This window comes from Chlamydia ibidis 10-1398/6 (assembly GCF_000454725.1).
In the GTDB taxonomy this organism is placed as follows: Bacteria; Chlamydiota; Chlamydiia; order Chlamydiales; family Chlamydiaceae; genus Chlamydia; species Chlamydia ibidis.
The window spans coordinates 215,290-233,745 of sequence record NZ_APJW01000002.1 but is presented as its reverse complement, the minus strand read 5'-3'; the positions used below and the strand labels follow the sequence as shown (position 1 = coordinate 233,745).

Below are 18,456 nucleotides of genomic sequence, written 5' to 3'. Positions count from 1 at the left end.
TTTTTCCTAAACGTTAAGTTGATGTGTTATCCAAGAAATAAGATCGGAAAAAACTGTAGGAAATTGAGCAAAAGAGTGCCCGATTTCAGAGTAATTATGAATGTCGAGAAGAAGGCGTCTTGCTTTCATAGCATCGGAAAAAATCTTCTGATGTTGAACAGAGACAACAGGATCATTAAGACCTTGCATATATAAAATAGACAGAGATTGCGAAAATAATTTGATCTCTTTGATTATGTCCATTTCAATGAATTGTGAGCAAAAAGTTTTATTTAGTGGAATCCCAGAATAGAAAATTTGTTCTGTGGCGGTGTTTTGAGAGATACGACTATTGGCTGTATTTGCATTTTCTTGCAACCATAATGAACCACGAATTGTAGGAGCCCAAACTGCTAAGGCTTTAATGTAAGGAAGAGCGGGCATATTCAGAAGTGCTAAAGTGCCTCCTAAGGAAGATCCAAAAATACCAATCTTACCCGTATCAATATTAGGAAGGTTATAAGCGTAATTAATAATATCAAGCACACTGCTTGTATATTGGTCAAAGGCAAAATCAAATAATTGCCCCTCAGAGTCTCCATGTCCTGGAAGATCAACACGTAAAGAAGCAATGCCTTGCTTTGTTAACATTTCTGATATTCTTACATGAGACCGTAAGGAGCCCACTTTATCAGAAGCTAAGCCATGTAGAATAATAACAAGAGGGTAAGAGGAAGATCTAGTAAGAGGAGTATGAAGAACACCGAAAGTAGTTATATTATTTAGGGTATTTATCTTAAGTATAGTGCGTCGTTCATGTTTTGAGCAGACAGCTTCCATCTGATTCTTATCCCTATGTAGGAGACCTATAGGTTTTAATGTAATTTTTGAAAAGAAAATAGTCGAGCAAAAACTATTTGAATTCGTGTGGAAAAGAAATACCCTTAATTTGACTTAGTAATTACCATCAGGAATTTCTAGACAAATAGAACAACGTTTTTTCCATTCTTCATGGTTGAGAAGAAACATAAGCGGTGGGAAGTTGTCAGCGTGAACTTCGGGGGGAACTTCTGTTTGTACAGGGCCTGTGAAGCGATAGGAATCTTCTAAAGCCCAAATTTTTCTGTACAGTTTAAATTTCCGAAAAGCTGTGCTACCGATATCAATTAGATGTTTTCTAATGAGTGGCTGGATGGTTCCGTCAGATTTTTCTTGAGTAGTGAACATTTGTACAATAGGAATCGCTCGTAATTTCCACTTCTCTACAATATTTGTGAGCCCTTCAAGAGCTGTCAGATAGCCATTACAACGGTTGTATACTAAAACTCCTGATCCATATCCTAAATTATAGCCGTAAGTATTATCAAATTTCGTAGGTAACCCAGTTCTGCCCTCATAGCCAAGAAAATGTGATGTTGCATTGAACGGTACAGATTTGAAATGTTTCTTTAAATAGTTATTTACAAGATGAATGAGAAGCTTATCGACAGGGATCTTTGACACATAGACATTACCGTGTGCATCACGGTCATTTAAAAGCTGATAAACAATAGATTCGGGAAAATCCTTCAATAAGTTCTGTGATTCAAGAGAGAGAGCAGAAATTTTGTTATCGGCACCTGAAATTTTTGCGATTTCTTTAACTAAATTATTAATCTCGGGGATGAATTCAATTATCCCTTCTGGAATAAGCACAACACCATAATACTTTCCTATGGCAGCGCGATCTGCGATAATCTTGCAGATTTTATGAATGATCTGATTCAGGGGAATATTTTTATCTGCGATTTCCTCTCCAATCAAAGTAATATTTGGGTGTGTTTGTAGGGCACATTCGAAAGCAATATGAGAAGCTGAGCGCCCCATTAGCTTGATAAAATGATATTGTGCCTTACAGGATAAGACATCCCGGGCAATATTGCTGATAATGGCAGAATAAAACTTAGTTGCTGTATCAAAGCCAAAGGTAATATCCAAGAAGAGATGTTGGAGATCACCATCTATGGTTTTTGGAACTCCAACGACGCTGATTTTGGGATAATGAGTTGAAAAATACTCAGCCAGAATAGCTGTTGCTGTATTTGAACCATCTCCTCCAATAATCACTAAACCATCGAGATTTAACTTTTTTACTGTTTTCAAACAGGCTGCTTTATTATCTTCAGTAATTATATTGGTTCTTCCCGTACCTATGCAATTGAAGCCCCCTGAATTGCAAAATTGCTTCATCAGAGAATCTGAAATTTCTATTGTACGGTTATTAATCAAACCAGTGCCGTTATCTAGAAACCCTAAGAGGGTACTTTCAGGATGAAAAGATTTTATACTGTGTAATAATCCCCAGATTACGTTATGCCCCCCTGGCGCTGGCCCACCAGACAACATTACGCCTACCTTTATAGGATGGCTAGACTTTCTTTCTTCATGACTGAATTTAAGATAGGGGTTGTTATAGGTATTCGGAAATAGTTTAGAAACTTCGCTCTTTGAACGAGAACAAAGACGAATATCAGGAGTGGCAAAGATATCAGGAGATTTTTGTAACTCCCTTGCTAAAGGAGGGGTATCGGGAGAAACCAAAGTGTCCAAATCTTTATAAAGAGAATGCATATCGGCGCACGCTACCTACTTATTACTGCAGGATAACTGCGTTGTATTTTCCAAACAACGGGAAATCTTAATAAGATTTCCCGTTGCAATTGCATAGTATTAGATAATTCCCAGGATTTTCCACCAAACAGTTCCTAATCCTACCCAGATGACAATATTGACAATACTAAGAATAAATCCAGATCTCCACCATTCTTTGACAGAAACTAATTGAGAGCCAAAGTACAGAGGGGCGGGACCTGAACCGTAGTGGGTAAGACCACCAAATAGGTTACTGGAAAATGCTAAAACGAGAACTGCAAAAATAGGATTTGTTCCTAAAGATACTGACACAGCTAGAAATACAGGATACATTGCACCGATATGGGCAGTATTACTCGCAAATAGGTAATGAGAATAGAAATATATTAGGAATAGAATTGGGAATCCTATTTTCCAAGATAAGCCAGAAACAGCGGTAGCAACAGATTCCCCAATAAGAGGAATAAACCCTAATTGGTTAAGGAACGAGGCCATCATAATCAACGCACCGAACCAGATAAAAGTTTCCCATGCTGTTGTATTAGCAATGACGTCTTTTTGCCAATCTAAAATATTCGTAAGAATCAACAGAGATAATCCGATCAATGCTGCTGTAGTGGCAGATATCCTAAGTACATCACCAAATGTCCAAAGGACAACCAAAAGAATAAAAATTGAAAGTATGACTTTTTCACCTTTTTTTAAAGGGCCCATTTCTTTCAAACGTAGTTTTGCTGTGCGAATTGCCTCTTCACAGGAAGTAATGGTAGGAGGATACAGTTTATAGAGGACTATGGGCATGAGCGTTAAGCTAATTATTCCGGGAATGAAAGCTGCTTTAGCCCAGGTAGCCCAGGTTAAAGAAACACCAATATTACTTGCTAAAGCCGCTACGAGAGGATTACCAGCCATTGCCGTTAAGAACATAGCACTAGTAATTACGGAACTTTGATATGCAACTTTGATCAAGAATGAGCCTATCAGACTTTCAGTTCCCTTTTCTGGCGAGCTTCCAAAGGATTCTGATAGTCCCATGACCACTGGATATAAAATGCCCCCAGATCGTGCTGTAACACTAGGAATTGCTGGAGCTAATAAACAATCTGTGATTACGAGGCCATAGCTTAGTCCCAAAGGATTCTTTCCTAAGATACTTACAAAAAAGTAAGCGACTCGTTCTCCCAGACCTGTTTTTATGATCCCTTTCGCAATAGAAAAGGATAAGAAAACTAACCAAGCAACAGGATTATGAAAACCGGAAAGACCTTGCTCTAGAGTGAGTGTTTGTGTCAATAGTAGTGTTGAAATGCCTATGATTACGATAGCTCCCATAGGAACTGGCTGCAAAATAATACCTAGGATGGTCGTAGTGAATATGGCAAAAAGATGCCACGCATTAGGATTTATAGCGGGGGGGTGAGGACAAAACCAAATACCTAACAAAACTAAGGTAAGAAATAAAAGAGACAGGAAACGTTTTTGTTTATTCACATGGAACCCCTTTACTTTAAAAAGCTTAGAAGATTTATGGTTCTATAGGAAAGTCTTCCAACCATTTTTCCATTTCTTCTAAGGTGTCGTTGATGAGTTCTGTGGAATCTAAAAGTTCTTGAAAACAGGACTCAACAGTTTCTTCATTTATGATATTTATCACGTCCTCCATACTGATGAAGGTGGCGTCTACTAAACCAGCATTAAATGCCTTACTGATAGGATAAAACAATTCTCCAGGATGTAAAGAACAGACGGATGCTATTAGAGTATCCCAAGCAAAAGAGGGTACTTTTTCTAATCTATAGTTCAGTAGTTCTCCAAAATAGCGAATAATTGTATCTCTGGAGAGTTTACCAACTCCTACTAAATTTACTAATCCGGAAATGGCTGCTGCTTTTACATAAGGATTAATATCAGGAGTTTCAATAAGTTCTTTTATCAATGTTTCATCATCACAAGTACTGGCCAATATTCTTCCTAAATCTTCAGTCAAAACATCGCCAGCAATAGCGTGAGGCGTTTCATCAGTAAAAGCAAATAGTTTGATAATCAGAGGCAGGGCTCGAGTTTCCCGAAACTGTGCTAAAAGATACATAGCATAAAGATGACCTTGGTAGCTGCCATCGTTAATAATTTCAGGAACTCGTTCTGTAGCGTCTTGTAGAATTTGAAGTAAGTAGGGTGTAATCTGTGAATGTTTGACGATAGCAGCTTCTATAGCTTCTCTGGGAAGAATTCCTTCGTCATACGCAAGGTCTTCCAAGATATGGGAAATTTCCATCGTCAATGATGCTCCACTTCAAAGGATATTCTAAATGAGTCGTAGCACGGCTAAGTTCTTCTGTCAATGCTTTCGGAAGTAAGGAGATTTATTCCTCCTTATTCCTTTTTTGGAATGAGATCACTAAAATTTGAGACAGAGCCCCGTATTATCACTATATTTAGAATTTATAGTAAAATCATACCAAACTAGAGCGGTGCGCCTTGCAGTATACATAACAGGTTACATACTACAAAGAACTTTAGGTCATAACCGTTTCTTATGGAGACTTTTGTTAATCAAACTAGCAGCTTTTCTTGCAATATGCCCCCATCAAGATACTTTTCTCTTTTGATGGAAAATAGGGGAATAGCGTCTAGAAGATCTTGAGTTTTTGGATGTTCCGGAGAAGAAAAAATCTTTTCTTTATCCCCATATTCAACCAGTTGCCCCTTGTCTAAAACGGCAATACTATCAGCCATATAGTAAGCTGCAGACATATCATGTGTGATAAACAATAAAGTAATCTGGTGTTTTTCTTTAATTGTTTGAAATAGTTCAAGAATTAATGCCTGGTTTAGAGTGTCTAGAGCTGAAATAGGTTCATCACAAATAAGTAAACTTGGTCGGCATACCAAAGCCTTTGCAATTGCTACACGTTGTTTTTGTCCGCCACTTAGCTTATGTGGTTTTAGTTTTAAAATTGATATAGGGAGATTAACAAGTTGTAAAACTTTATAAATCTCTTTTTCTTGTGTTTCCTTGGAGCGTATTCCTAAAATGTTCAGAGGTTCAGAAATTAGATCTCTGACAGACATGGTGGGATTTAAGCTGGAACACACATCTTGCCATACGATTTGAATAGCCTTTGCTTTGGGAGTTGCATGTACATGGAAATTAATCTCACCTTTATCCGCTTTAATAAGCCCAAGAATAGAGAGGGCTAATGAAGATTTTCCTGATCCACTAGCACCTACGACTGTAAGACATTCCCCTTTTTTTAGTTTTAAACTAATATTCCTAAGAATAGGTTGTTTGTGTATTGAAATTGATAGGTCATGAATAGTCAGTAGGTAGGTCATAAATCACCCTTGCTCTGATACGCATTATTTTCTGTGATAGCTCTACTAGAGATAGAGGAACCAGAAGAATGTATTGGAATTTTTGATACAGCATTGAGAAGACGTAATGTATAAGGATGTTTCGGATTTGAAAACACCTCTTTTACCGAACCAGTTTCAACAATTTCTCCACCTTTGATAATAGCAATATCATCACATAACTCTGAAACTAATGCGAGGTTATGTGTTACCAAAAGCATCGTAGTTTTCTTGTCTTTGTGTATTTTATGAAGAATACGTAGAACTTGAGATTGTGATACAGAATCCAATGCTGTTGTAGGTTCGTCTGCAAGAATGAGATCTGGATTGCTGGCTAGAGAAATAGCGATAACAACCCTTTGTCGCATGCCGCCACTTAGCTCAAACGGATACAAGGAGAGACAATGCTCTGGGTTGGCTATATGCACATTAGAAAGTAAATCTAAAGCTTTTGCATGAGCTTCTCTTTTAGAAAGATCTTCATGTTGTCGTAAAGTTTCAATAATTTGTGCTCCAACACGCATTGAAGGGGTTAGCGAGCCCATCGCATTTTGTAATATAGTGGCTATTCCTTTTCCTCGAATCTTACGGAACTCTTTTTGGGAAAATTGTGCAAGGTTGTAATTTTTGAAATAAATATCCCCTTCTAGAATTTCACAATTATCTGGAAGAAATCCTAAGACAGCTTTGGTAATGGTTGTTTTTCCTGAACCGTTTTCTCCTACCAAAGCGAGACTGGTATGTTTCCCTATTTTTAAGTTTAGTTTATGGACTAGTAGTTTAGAAGGGTTTGTAGAGGATATAGTAAGATTTTCTATGTTCAATATTGGTTTAGACATGAGTATTTTCCTCTAAAAACAAAGCTTTAGCCCCTTCACCAATAAGATTGAAGCTTACTGATAAAATGATCATAAAGAATGAGGGAATAAAGAATAACCATGGATAGTAATCTATAGCGTTTATCCCTTCCTTAACTAATGTCCCTAAGCTGGCTTGGGGTGGTTGTATACCTAATCCTAAGAAACTGATAAACGCTTCAGTATATATTGCTCCTGGAATAGTAAAGATGAGAGTTGAGATAATGTGAGTGAAAGTATTTGGAAGAAGATGTTTTCTAAGAATATGAAGAGAGGAGGCATTCATAGATTTAGCGGATAATACGAAAGCTTTATTTTCCAAGAGTAGAAATTGTCCGTAAATGATTCTTGCAATAGGAATCCATCCTGTTAATGTCATAGCAAAAATTAAAGGGAGCATACCGTGATTAAAAATTACCAGTAGGAGAATAATTACAGGAATTCGCGGAATAGAAAATAGTATTTCTGTAATACGCATCATAAAAAAGGCAAACCTTTTTCCAGAAGATAAAGCTATTGTCGACCATAATAAACCAATAAACACATCAATAAGAGTTGCGGTTATCGCAATAAGTAAAGACAAACATATTCCTCGAATGGTGCGTGCCAGCATGCAACGTCCCAGAGAATCTGTGCCAAATGGGAAAGCTTTTCCAGGAGGCTGCAGTATATGTTCTAAAGAGGTCTGTTCGTAGTTTGGATAGATCCAAGGCAAGATGATAGCAGAGCACACGAGAACACCAAGCAAAGACACCCCAGACATAAACATGGTGTTTTTCCTTACACGTTTCCAAAAAGTCTGTGATGTTAGTTGTAAGGAAATATCCATAGAATGCTCGTGATTATGTTGCAATTTATAATTTTCTTTCTGAACACAATGAGTAATTTACTTACGATTCAGACTTATCTGCAGTAAGATGAGTGTCCATATGTCCAATTTTATTATGCTTCTTTGTATAGGAATATCTAAGCTGCGGATCTATCATTGCTTGAAGTAAGTCAGATAGTAATGAAGCTAACATAAAGAAGGCTCCATAAAACACAGATAAACCTAACGTCACAGGATAATCTCTTTGTTTTATACTGCAAATGAACCATTTGCCTAGTCCAGGTATGCAAAAAATATTTTCTATAGCAAAAGTTCCTGTCATCACGGTTGTAACTAAAAAAGCGGCATAAGAAATAGTTGGAAATACTGCATAAGGCAAGATGTGTTTCAGGACAACTTTAATAGGGGATAAACCTTTAGCATAAGCTAACAATACATAATCCTTGTTCAAAGCTGAGGATACAGAGGAAAAAGTAAGCTGAGTGATGAATGCCATGGGAGTAATAGCTAAAGAAATCGCAGGAAGAATTGTATGATTAAAATTTCCCCAGCAAGCAATAGGAAAAATAGGAAGTTTTACAGCAAACAGATATTGTAGCATCGTAGCTAGAACAAAAGTAGGTATGGAGATTTGAAAAATCGATGAGAGTATAATATAGCGGCCTTTTCCTTTTCTCCTAAGGGCAGCTAGAGTTCCTAGTGAGATACCACCTATAAGAGAAAGAGCTAAACTTTCAAGACCAAGAATAGCTGAAGCAGGGAAAGCTGTTGAAATAATGCTAGTTACGGAACGATCCTTATAAACTAATGAATTGCCGAAATTTAAAGTAAATAGCGACTTCACGTATTGCATGTACTGATAATGTAAGGGTTTATCTAAACCGTACCGGGCCTTTAGAATCTGGAGTGTGTGTTCTGATAATGTGTTGCTATTCTCATCATTAAAAGGGTCACCGGGAATGCTTTTCATTACTAGGAAAGTCAAGGTCAGAACAACCCATAAAGAAAGCAAGTTAAATGCTAGACGCTTCTTTATATAGTGAAACATAATTGACCAACCCTAATGTACTTCTGATGCTAGTCTTACTGATGAGATCAGGCCGTACTCCCCCAGACAGTATATCTTTGTCTTAACTCATCTTCAATATAAAATAATTTCTACTTGGATATGAGTTTTCCTTACTAACAGTTAGCAGAGTTTCACTCCAGAACCAAATGAGTATATCTCAATAGTGACTATGGGATATATGAAATTAGCAACACATTTTACTGCAAATTAAAAATAAGATTAGAGATTTACTCCCTAACAATTTCAAGTCTTTTAATATCGATATACCCCAGAGCAGACTCATAGAGGTTATTGATTTTAGGATTGATAGCGTAGCTGTACTTAAAATGATATAGGGGGATAATTGGAAGATCTTCGGCTATAAGATGCTCAGCATTACGCTGATCATTTTCATCCCCTCTTGAAAAATATAGTTTGCATAAAAGGTTATTGTATTCGGGATTGTCCCATTTTGTCAGAGATTGTGTTGGTTGATCTTGCTTTAGGTTCCCTAAAATTGCGAGAAATGAACTGGGCTGTGGATAATCGGCCATCCATTTTCCTGTTGCTAGAGAAAAATCCCCGCGATTTCTTTTTTCTACAAAGCAGTGATATTCCATGCCTTGGATATTGATATGTATTCCTAATACATTCTTTATTTGTTGCTGTATCTCTTGAATAATAGCGTTTAAAGCTCCTGACTCTAAAGGATAGATAATAGACAATTCGGAGATTTGCTTGGATGAAAGTGTTTTTTCAGCTTCCTTAAAGTAAAACTGAGCTTTTTTACGCCGCTCTTCGGTGGTCAGTTTAGGATAGTCATTGTATCGAGAAAGATTACAGGGAAGGAAACTTTCGGCTACTTCGCAATTATTTATGAATTGTAAGAGGGATGCCTTATCGATAGCGTAGCTAAGAGCTCTTCGTAATGCGAGATTATACAAAGGGCTTGTGTTCAGGTTGCATATAAGCGCCATAGTCCCTAAGACAGGGTAGCTATGAAATTTCTCTTCAGATATATGCATCTGGTCCTCTTTAGAAATTGGTGAGCTCCATGGCGAGCCTATCCAGTCAATGAGGTCTTTTTGTAGCATTTGTGTTGCTGTATATGAATCGGGAACGATTTGAAATACGATCGTATTTAGAGAAACATTATCTCTGTCGTGATACAAAGGATTTTTTTTAAAATCAGCTGATTTTGTGGTTGGTAATTACTAATAATGAAAGGACCATTTGTTATGGGCAGTGTTATAGATTTACCAGTCGTATAATAATCTCTTAGAGTTTTGTGTACAGGGAAGAACACGGGATGCGCGACTGTATTTAGAAAGCAGGATTGAGGTTTTTCTAAAATAATTTCTAAAGTATGATTATCGATGGCTCGAATGCCTAAAGAATCTATTGGTAGCTGATGATTCATGACTTCTTGAGCATTTTTGATCATTAAAGGAAGAGTTGATGATGAACAAACTACTTCTTTTTGATAGATTTGCTTTATGGATTCTTCGAAATCATAAGCGGTAATTTCATCCCCGTTACTCCACTGAACTTGTTTTAAGAAGAAAAGGTAGGTTGTCCCGTCCTGTGAAACTGTATACTTCTCAGCTATCCCATTAACTAATTCACCGGCATTATCTCTTAGTAATCCTTCGTATAGGGCATAGGCAAGAGATAAATCCTTGCTTAAAGAAGCGGAACGAGGATCCAAAGATATGGGATCATGGCTCATGGCTATTCTTAAGGTATTGTTTCCTTGAGTAGAGATACGATTATGGCATCCAGTACATAGAAACACACCTGCAGATAACAAAAATTTGAACGCGAGTGCTGTAGTTTTTGTGATTATGTCTCTCATGCCCATTTTGGAGGGATTACTGTCCTTGAAGAACGATCATTTATCACGACTCTTTTATGACAACGAGTAGTCGTTATGAGGAATAAAGTATACGCTGATGTTTATCGGTCTTCAATAAAAATACTTGCTATGTTTTATATAATCTGCTTCATGTAAGAAGATTATGTTCATGTTTCAAAGTTAATTAACTATTTCAACTCCTCGGAGATCTATGTGGCCCAAAGGAGAAGCGTAAATATTCGTAATCCCTGGCCTAGCAATATATGCATAGTTGTAATGATATAGTGGGAATATTGGGCTCTCTTCTTGTATTAACTCTTCAGCATAAATTTGATCCTCTACAGAGAAAGAATTACTGCTATATTTTTTTATTAAATCATTATAAACAGGGTGTTCCCATTTAGAGAGTCTGTAACCCTCAGAAACAGTTGGGCTCCCTATGGTTGACAAGAAATTTTTCGCATCTAGATACTCTGCAATCCACCCGCCCATCGAAATATAAAAATCCCCTTGTTTTCTTTTTTCTAAAAAACAAAAGTACTCTGTTCCTTGTATGGGGATATGAATTCCTAAAACGCGCTTTATTTGTTGTTGTATTTCCTGAACTACTAAAGAAACTGCAGTTGACTCAAAGGGGTAGATGATCACCAGTTCGGAAATTTGTTCTGGCGATAGAGTAGTCATCGCTTCTTTGAAATATTGTCGGGCTTTATGTTCTCTTTCTTGTTGTGTCATAGTTAGATGATTAGGAGTTAATTTAGAGAGCTCTGGTGGAATGAACGATCTTGCAATTCTACCTACATTAACAAGGGAAATAAGAGCTTCCTTATCTATGGAGTAACTGATAGCTTTTCTTAGTGCTTTATTAGCAAGGGCACTGGTATGTAAATTATAAATTAATAGTGATGTAGCGCATACAGGGTAGATATGTCTCTCTTTTTCAGAGGCGTGAAGAAAAATTTCTTTAGGGATTGTAGAAATCCATGGGTTGCCGAGAATATCAATAAGATTATTCTTAAATAATTTTACTGCAGTATGGGGGTCTGAGACAATTTTAAAAATAATTGATTGAAGTTTGACTTTCTCTTCAGAATGATAGTAGGGATTTTTTTCGACAATAAGATGCTTTTGAGGGAGGTATTCTCTTATAATAAAAGGGCCATTAGATATGTAGATAGTTTGCTTTTCAGAATTGCAATACCGCTCTCTTAAAGATTTATGTACAGGGAAAAAAAGCGGGTGGGAGAGAATTTCTAGGAAATTATCTATAGGATTTTCTAACTGAATTTCTAATATATAATCCTCAATAGCTCTTACTCCAAGAATCTCTATAGGTTCTCCTTCTAGTACTCTTTTCGAGTTCTTTATGGTATGGAGAAGATTGTGTTGAGATATAGATAATTCTTTAGAATAAATCTGTTTTATAGATGCTTCAAAATCATGGGCTGTTAGAGGATCGCCATTTGACCAAAAAGTATTTTTCAGGCGGAAAGTGTAGGTACATTCTGACTCATCTAGAGTATAGCTATCAGCTATGCCTAAAATAACTTCTCCGCTGCTTAATTTTTCACGCGAGATACCCTCGTATAATACTTTGGCTATAGAAATATCTTTTTTTAAGTAGGTAGCTCGTGGATCGAGAGATACTGGATCGTAGGACATCCCAATCCGCAACTCTTTTTGCAAAGTAGCAAGTTTAAACTGGTGACATCCTGAAGCTAGTGGAATGAATAAGAAGCACAAAAAGGAAAATTTTCGGAGAGTTTTAATAGACATAAGCTGTTTTATCTCAAGGTGTAATATGTCATAAATCCGACACATATGAACTGTGCCCCCAAGAATATACAGAAACAACTCTTTTCAGGAGAAGTTGATAAAAATAATTTTGTTCCCGCTAATTACTCAGAGACGTATATTTTAAATCAACGGAACCGGAAGCATTATAAATTACATTATCCATAATTTTTGAGCTAAGATAGTCGTAACTCATATGATACAAAGGAATGATCTCTAGATTTTTCAGGAGTTTTTCTTCATGAGGAAGAATAGGCGCACCGTGATAGCAGGAGATCCCCGTTGCTGTAGCAATTGTAAAATCGTGAATATTTCTTCGGTTGTTAAACACATGGTACTCAACACCTTCTAAAAATAAATCTATCCCCACAGATTTGCATTGCTCTTTCAATATTTCTGCGATTCTCTGACATCTTAAGATATTTGCAGGATAAGTTAGGGTAAGCTTTTCTGGCGGAGTAATTTTTGTCTGTATCTGGTAGTTAATTTGTACAGAAGAATTCCTTGATATTCCGAATGCAGGCAACTGGTTGCCTTGCAAAGCGTAATCAACAAGAGCTTGTTTATTAATCGCTGCAGCGAATCTATAGCGATTCTGAAGTTCTTTGAGTTTTGGATGCTTCGTATTTAACACGAGCCAAAATGTCCCCTCTATTGGATATTCAACATAGTGGAGATGGGGAGCATTTTTTAATTCTTTTGGAAGACCCTGATGCCAAGGCTGACCTAGCCAATGTATTTTTTTCTTATTGAGTAGCAAAAATGCGGTATGAATATCAGGAATAACTAAAAGACTGATATTGCTAATATTTAATTTTTCTTTGTCATAGTAGTAAGGGTTTTTTTTAAGCAGCATACAGTGACCAGGGGTATATGAAATTACCCGAAATGGGCCTGTATAGAGGTTCAAATTGTGAGGGTTAAATATGGAAAAAGCAGGGAATGCTAATAAATGAAGTAGTTTTGGATTTGGGTTTTTTAGAGTAATAGTAACTGATAAAGGCGAGCTTTCATAGAAGTCGATACCAGAAAATAGTTCACTATGCGGAGAATAAGATCGAGCATGGCTCCAAGATTCGATAACATCTTTAGCTGTGATTTGTGCACCATTGCTCCAGCGAGCATTCTCACGAATAAAAAAAGTATATTCTAAAAGGTCTTCGGATACAGTATAATGACTAGCTAATGCCATTTCAATGCAATCAGGCCTAAGAGTATTCTCTCTTGTTAAACTATCGAAAGTCATTTTAGCTACGGATAAGTCCAAAGCGCGCTTGGCTTCTGCAGGAGATAGAGAAGAGGGGTCGTCATGGATGGCGATGATCAAAGACTGTGATTGCTTCAGAGTATCGGACTGGCAGCTACTTAGGGGAAGAAGAAGAGAAACAAAAGCAAGCCAAGACTTACGAATCATAGAGAAAAAATACTCATGTGGTTTTATTAATGGAAAGCATCAGCCTAATCGCTGGGGGCAGGCCCATGCCCACATCCCTTGAATTCAATCTAGCATTTCCTAGACATCATAAAACAAACCGATTCCAACTCATTAACCGCAATCAGAGCACTGCAGGGAAATAGAGGTTACGTATTTGATCTTTTTAATAAAAGGTATTTTTTGGGGTTGAAAAAAGGAATCAGGGTTCTCTAATATAGCGAAAATCAACTACTCCTGTTGAGGAAAAACCTAAATTATTCAATTTTCTATGGAAAGCGCATTGTATAGCATCATGATATATTGGTTCGATTATATGAAATTTCTCTAGATATAGCGCGGCTTCAGATATCATAATTGCACGCTTTTGGGGATCTGTTTCTTTTTGAATTGTGTGTATGAGATTTTGGAATTCTTTTTGATGAATGACATATGGAGCAATTCCGAACGGGTCCGCAAAAATAGTAAGAAAAGCCATTGGATCAGGAAAATCTGCGAACCAGCCTCCTGTAGCTAGGAAAAAGTTTCCCGAAGATAGATCTGACTGAAGAACTGAAAATTCTTTTCCGAAAATTGGAATAACGAATCCTAGAGTTTCTTTCCATTGCTCTCGAATCATTTGAACTAGTAGGGCATTAGTAGGTGAAGTTGAGGGGAAGATGATAGACAAATTTTCTAGGTCTTTTGAGCATATTCCAAGTTCTTGTAAAGCTTCTTGAAATAGTTGTTTTGCTAACCGGACCCTTTCTTGTTGGCTCATAATATTGCTCGCAGGATAGGTGTGCAAATTTCTGGGTAAGAGATGGTCCGTAGGTTTTGCTTTATCCAAAAAAATCGTTGACACTAGAGCGTTCTTATCTATAGCTAATGACAAAGCTTTACGTAACTTAATATGGTTGAGAGGAGGAGTATTTACATTAAAAGTAAGCCACGAGGTACCTAGTACGTCAAAAGAATGTAAGTGCCCTTTAGATTGCAGATGGGCTAGGGTTTCTTTAGGGATCGGTTGCCCCCAAGGAGGCCCTTGCCAGTGGAGTTTACCCTGATTAAACATAAGCGCTGCGGTATTGGGGTCTGGGATGAAATGAATAGTAATTCTCTGGGTGCTAACCTTGTCCTTATTGTAATAGTGCGGATTTTTAGCAAGTTTAAGCCACTGTTTTTGTTTGATTTTTTTAGGATAGAACGCACTAGTTGTTATTGGTAAATTAGGAGAACGTTGCCTTTGTGTTTTATGTACTGGGAAGAAAATTGGCAAAGCAAGAAGTTGTAAAAAATGCGCAGTAGCTTCTTCTAATTCAATAATTATAGTAGTGTCATCTTTAGCATAAAATCCAACACTATCTAACTCGGCTAAACCTTTCTGAATATTATTTACGTTTTTTATAGGAGATAACGCGAAAGTATAGATGCTAGAGATTTCCTCAGTAATAATTTGTTTCCATGAATCAACGAAATCCTGAGCTTGAATCCTATCCCCATTACTCCAGAAAGCTTCCCTTAGTTTGAAGGTATATGTTTTTCTATCTTGGGAAATTTCATAACTTTTTGCTAATGCGGGTTCTAGAATTTCCGTTCCAGGGATCTCCTGAACAAGCCCCTCATAGAGATGTTTAATCAGATTAATATCAGAAAGCAGGCGAACTTCTCTTGGGTCCAAAGATCTAGGATCATCTTTCATATTTACCACTAATTCTCCGGATGAAGATCGGGTGGCACTGCAACTAGTTAGCAAGAAAGCTGAGGAGATCCAGATTCTGAAACAGATTCCCAGTGATATCTTGCGCATGGAGTTATTCTCGAAGGTAAATGATTTGACAGAAAAAGCTCTCTTCCTAAACCAGCAATCATTGCGGCGTTATCTGTACATAACGATGGGGGGGGAGCGAATATTGGTAAATCCGTAGCTTTCTGTAGTAAATTGCGAAGATATCTATTATTCGCAACACCGCCTCCTATTAAGACGGATCTACAAGAAAATTCTTTTACAATAGACGAAAGTTTTTGCGCAATCGTTGTGCAAGCAGCTTTTTGAAATGAAGCTGCAAGGTCATATTTTTCTTGTTCTGATAGTTTTGGAATAGGGGTACGCTGATTACTATTGTTGCCTTTAATAGCATAGAGTACAGCAGTTTTCAAACCACTAAAGGAAAAATCGTATCCTGGCAATTTGCTGGGAGAAAATTTGTAGGTGTTCTCAGAACCTCGTGTTGCAAAGGATTCAATTAACTGACCTCCGGGATAGGGTAGGCCTAAGAATCTTGCTACCTTGTCAAACGTTTCCCCAATAGCATCATCTCGAGTTTTCCCGATTAACTTGTAAGTAATCGGGTTCTCCATAAGGAATACTGAAGTGTGAGCCCCTGACACAACTAACCCTATTGCAGGAAATTCTATTTGGTCTGAAGTCATATAAGCTGCATAAAGATGAGCTTCTACGTGATTTACACCAATAAGTGGTTTTTGGCATCCTGTTGCTAACCCTTTGGCGAAGTTTACTCCAATAGCAAGAGAACCGATGAGACCAGGTGTGTGTGTGACAGATATAAGCTCGACATCACTTAACGAAACCCCGGCTGTTTTCAGAGCGTGAGAAACTACCTGAGGGAATGCATGAAGATGAGCCCTAGAGGCTAGCTCTGGAACGACTCCTCCATAAGTGGCATGAATGTCTTGAGATGCTATAACATTTGCTAGTATATCTTTATGGGAAGAAATCAGAGAGCAAGAAGTCTCGTCGCAAGAGCTTTCTAAGCCTAATGTGAGCATAAACAACCAAAAAAGCAGACATAACTTACCCGAACAATAGTAGAGGGGAGATCAGAATATCGGCAAGGAAAAGTTGGAGGAAACTAGATGGAAAAGAAAACGGACGTAGGAGAAAGGCTAAAAGAAATTCTAATGCAAGAGGGAGCTGCAACGCAAGAAGAAATTTGTATTAAACTTGGCTCTCTTGGTATAGACATCACCCAATCTTCCATATCTCGTTGGTTGCGTAAGGTGGGTGCAATTAGGAAGTCCACAGAACATGGGGCCTATTATTCTCTACCCCACTCTCAAGATGATCTTCGATTTCATAAGTTAGTTTTCGCAGTGCATCATAATAATTCTTTAATTGTGGTCCGCACTGCTCCTGGTTCTGCTTCTTGGATTGCGGGACTAATTGACAAAGAATTTTCTAAAAAAATTCTAGGAACCCTTGCGGGGGATGATACTATCTTCGTATCCCCGATCCAAGAGGATAAAATCGCCATATTATCCAAAGAAATCGGAAACTTCTTGCGTATTTTCTTGTCTTGACCGCATAATTATGAATTTATTCTAATAAATATGCATCCTATGGTGTTCCTTTGTTTATAGAAAGACTCATTCTGCGTGGATGTGCGTATACTTTGTTTATCAGCAGTGTTTCTATAGTATTCGGGTTCATATTGGGCTTATCTATAGGTACGGTAACTTCTCGCTATTGCTCGTCTCGTACTCTTCGTTGTATAGGTAATGCCTATGTGAATATTATTCGTGGCACCCCCTTATTTATTCAGATTTTAATTATATATTTTGGTCTTCCTTCAATAAGTAAACTAGATCCTTCTCCTTTAGTTGCCGGACTAATTGCTTTGAGTATTAATTCTGCTGCCTACCTCGGAGAGAGTGTTCGTGGAGGAATTAATGCTTTATCTTTAGGACAATGGGAATCTGCTAAAGTTTTGGGATATAAAAGGCATCAGATTTTTATCTACATAATATATCCTCAAGTTCTTAGAAATATCCTTCCCTCTTTAACTAATGAATTTATTACTTTGATTAAAGAAAGCAGTATTTTAATGGTTGTTGGGGTGCCGGAGCTGACTAAGGTTTCTCGTGATATCGTTGCTAGAGAATTGAATCCTATGGAGATGTATACAATTACGGCTGGGTTGTATTTACTTATGACTTCCGCATTCGCTTATATTGCTAGATTTGCTGAGAGGAAAAAGAAGTATGACAGTTAGAGTAGAGCATCTTACTTATTCTATAAAAGATAGGGAAGTGTTATCAGATATATCTTTTATTTTAGAAGAGGGAAGAATAACATTTTTTTTAGGAAAAAGTGGTTCTGGAAAAACAACTATATTTAGGAGCTTAGCCGGGCTTATTAAGCCTAGTTATGGAGAAATCATTATTAAGGGGGAATCTCCTGCATTAGTGTTTCAACAACCAGAGTTATTTCCACACATGACCGTGCTTGGGAATTGTGTTCATCCGCAGATGATAGTGCAAGGGAAAAGTAAAGAAGAAGCATTGGATCAAACCCATACTCTATTGCAGATGCTAGAAATCGAAAGTTTATTCGATCGTTATCCACATGAATTATCTGGAGGGCAGAAACAACGTGTTGCTATTGCGAGAGCTCTGTGTTTAAATAAACGTACAATTCTTTTTGATGAACCGACTTCTGCATTAGATCCTTTTTCTACTTCTGCATTTGAGAAGCTTTTAGAATCTTTAAAAGAACGAAAACTCACATTAGCAATATCTACTCACGATATGTATTTTATAAAACGTTGTTTAGACAAGGTTTATCTTGTAGAGAACGGGTCTATTATTGGTAGCTATGATTCAGAAAACGGTGAATTAGAACGCGATCATCCCTTGTATGCATACTTTGATAAGTGCACTCCAAATATTTAAAAAAAG

At 37.3% G+C, this 18,456-nt stretch carries 15 protein-coding genes and 1 pseudogene; 3 read left to right on the top strand and 13 right to left on the bottom strand.

Going from position 1 to position 18,456, the window contains the following annotated elements; translation table 11 throughout:
* Nucleotides 1–6 precede the first annotated feature (6 nt).
* The 13 genes and pseudogenes from H359_RS03085 to tsaD all read right to left on the bottom strand — a co-directional run bounded on the left by H359_RS03085 (nucleotide 7) and on the right by tsaD (nucleotide 16,548).
* Complete coding sequence (locus tag H359_RS03085) at nucleotides 7–819, bottom strand: alpha/beta hydrolase (protein ID WP_020370217.1); 813 nt, start codon at nucleotides 817–819, stop codon at nucleotides 7–9.
* A gap of 114 nt (nucleotides 820–933) precedes the next feature.
* Complete coding sequence (locus H359_RS03080) at nucleotides 934–2,589, bottom strand: diphosphate--fructose-6-phosphate 1-phosphotransferase (RefSeq protein WP_020370216.1); 1,656 nt, start codon at nucleotides 2,587–2,589, stop codon at nucleotides 934–936.
* A gap of 99 nt (nucleotides 2,590–2,688) precedes the next feature.
* Nucleotides 2,689–4,101: an anion permease gene (locus H359_RS03075; protein ID WP_020370215.1), complete on the bottom strand. Its 1,413-nt coding sequence runs from the start codon at nucleotides 4,099–4,101 to the stop codon at nucleotides 2,689–2,691.
* 34 nt (nucleotides 4,102–4,135) lie between these two features.
* Nucleotides 4,136–4,891, bottom strand: a complete 756-nt coding sequence (locus H359_RS03070) for a DUF1186 domain-containing protein (RefSeq protein ID WP_122974534.1) — start codon at nucleotides 4,889–4,891, stop codon at nucleotides 4,136–4,138.
* 272 nt (nucleotides 4,892–5,163) lie between these two features.
* On the bottom strand, nucleotides 5,164–5,946 hold the full coding sequence (locus tag H359_RS03065) for an ABC transporter ATP-binding protein (RefSeq protein WP_020370213.1): 783 nt from the start codon (nucleotides 5,944–5,946) through the stop codon (nucleotides 5,164–5,166).
* The gene (locus H359_RS03060; protein ID WP_020370212.1) at nucleotides 5,943–6,803 is read right to left on the bottom strand and encodes an ABC transporter ATP-binding protein; all 861 of its coding nucleotides are present in this window, start codon (nucleotides 6,801–6,803) and stop codon (nucleotides 5,943–5,945) included. Before H359_RS03060 ends, H359_RS03065 begins: the two co-directional genes overlap by 4 nt.
* Nucleotides 6,796–7,650 carry an ABC transporter permease gene (locus H359_RS03055; RefSeq protein ID WP_020370211.1) on the bottom strand — a complete coding sequence of 285 codons (855 nt, stop codon included), beginning with the start codon at nucleotides 7,648–7,650 and terminating at the stop codon, nucleotides 6,796–6,798. Before H359_RS03055 ends, H359_RS03060 begins: the two co-directional genes overlap by 8 nt.
* A gap of 61 nt (nucleotides 7,651–7,711) precedes the next feature.
* Nucleotides 7,712–8,698 carry an ABC transporter permease gene (locus tag H359_RS03050; protein WP_020370210.1) on the bottom strand — a complete coding sequence of 329 codons (987 nt, stop codon included), beginning with the start codon at nucleotides 8,696–8,698 and terminating at the stop codon, nucleotides 7,712–7,714.
* A 248-nt stretch (nucleotides 8,699–8,946) separates the two neighbouring features.
* Nucleotides 8,947–10,427 (bottom strand): annotated as a pseudogene (locus tag H359_RS03045) (peptide ABC transporter substrate-binding protein).
* Between the two features lie 306 nt (nucleotides 10,428–10,733).
* The gene (locus H359_RS03040) at nucleotides 10,734–12,329 is read right to left on the bottom strand and encodes a peptide ABC transporter substrate-binding protein (protein ID WP_020370208.1); all 1,596 of its coding nucleotides are present in this window, start codon (nucleotides 12,327–12,329) and stop codon (nucleotides 10,734–10,736) included.
* Nucleotides 12,330–12,447: 118 nt separating this feature from the next.
* Nucleotides 12,448–13,758 (bottom strand): ABC transporter substrate-binding protein, encoded by a 1,311-nt coding sequence (locus H359_RS03035; protein ID WP_407918995.1) that lies wholly within the window; start codon nucleotides 13,756–13,758, stop codon nucleotides 12,448–12,450.
* Between the two features lie 223 nt (nucleotides 13,759–13,981).
* The gene (locus H359_RS03030) at nucleotides 13,982–15,568 is read right to left on the bottom strand and encodes a peptide ABC transporter substrate-binding protein (protein ID WP_035392045.1); all 1,587 of its coding nucleotides are present in this window, start codon (nucleotides 15,566–15,568) and stop codon (nucleotides 13,982–13,984) included.
* Nucleotides 15,508–16,548: a tRNA (adenosine(37)-N6)-threonylcarbamoyltransferase complex transferase subunit TsaD gene (tsaD, locus tag H359_RS03025; RefSeq protein WP_020370205.1), complete on the bottom strand. Its 1,041-nt coding sequence runs from the start codon at nucleotides 16,546–16,548 to the stop codon at nucleotides 15,508–15,510. Before tsaD ends, H359_RS03030 begins: the two co-directional genes overlap by 61 nt.
* Before the next feature lie 87 nt (nucleotides 16,549–16,635).
* On the opposite strand from tsaD, the gene argR reads away from it, so the two are divergent.
* Genes argR through H359_RS03010 form a run of 3 tightly spaced genes read left to right on the top strand, consistent with a single transcriptional unit; the run spans nucleotide 16,636 to nucleotide 18,450 of the window.
* The gene (gene argR, locus H359_RS03020; RefSeq protein ID WP_020370204.1) at nucleotides 16,636–17,079 is read left to right on the top strand and encodes an arginine repressor; all 444 of its coding nucleotides are present in this window, start codon (nucleotides 16,636–16,638) and stop codon (nucleotides 17,077–17,079) included.
* A gap of 50 nt (nucleotides 17,080–17,129) precedes the next feature.
* Nucleotides 17,130–17,771 carry an amino acid ABC transporter permease gene (locus H359_RS03015; RefSeq protein WP_021119578.1) on the top strand — a complete coding sequence of 214 codons (642 nt, stop codon included), beginning with the start codon at nucleotides 17,130–17,132 and terminating at the stop codon, nucleotides 17,769–17,771.
* Nucleotides 17,761–18,450, top strand: a complete 690-nt coding sequence (locus H359_RS03010; protein WP_020370202.1) for an ATP-binding cassette domain-containing protein — start codon at nucleotides 17,761–17,763, stop codon at nucleotides 18,448–18,450. The genes H359_RS03015 and H359_RS03010 overlap by 11 nt, the downstream gene beginning before the upstream one ends.
* Nucleotides 18,451–18,456 lie beyond the last annotated feature (6 nt).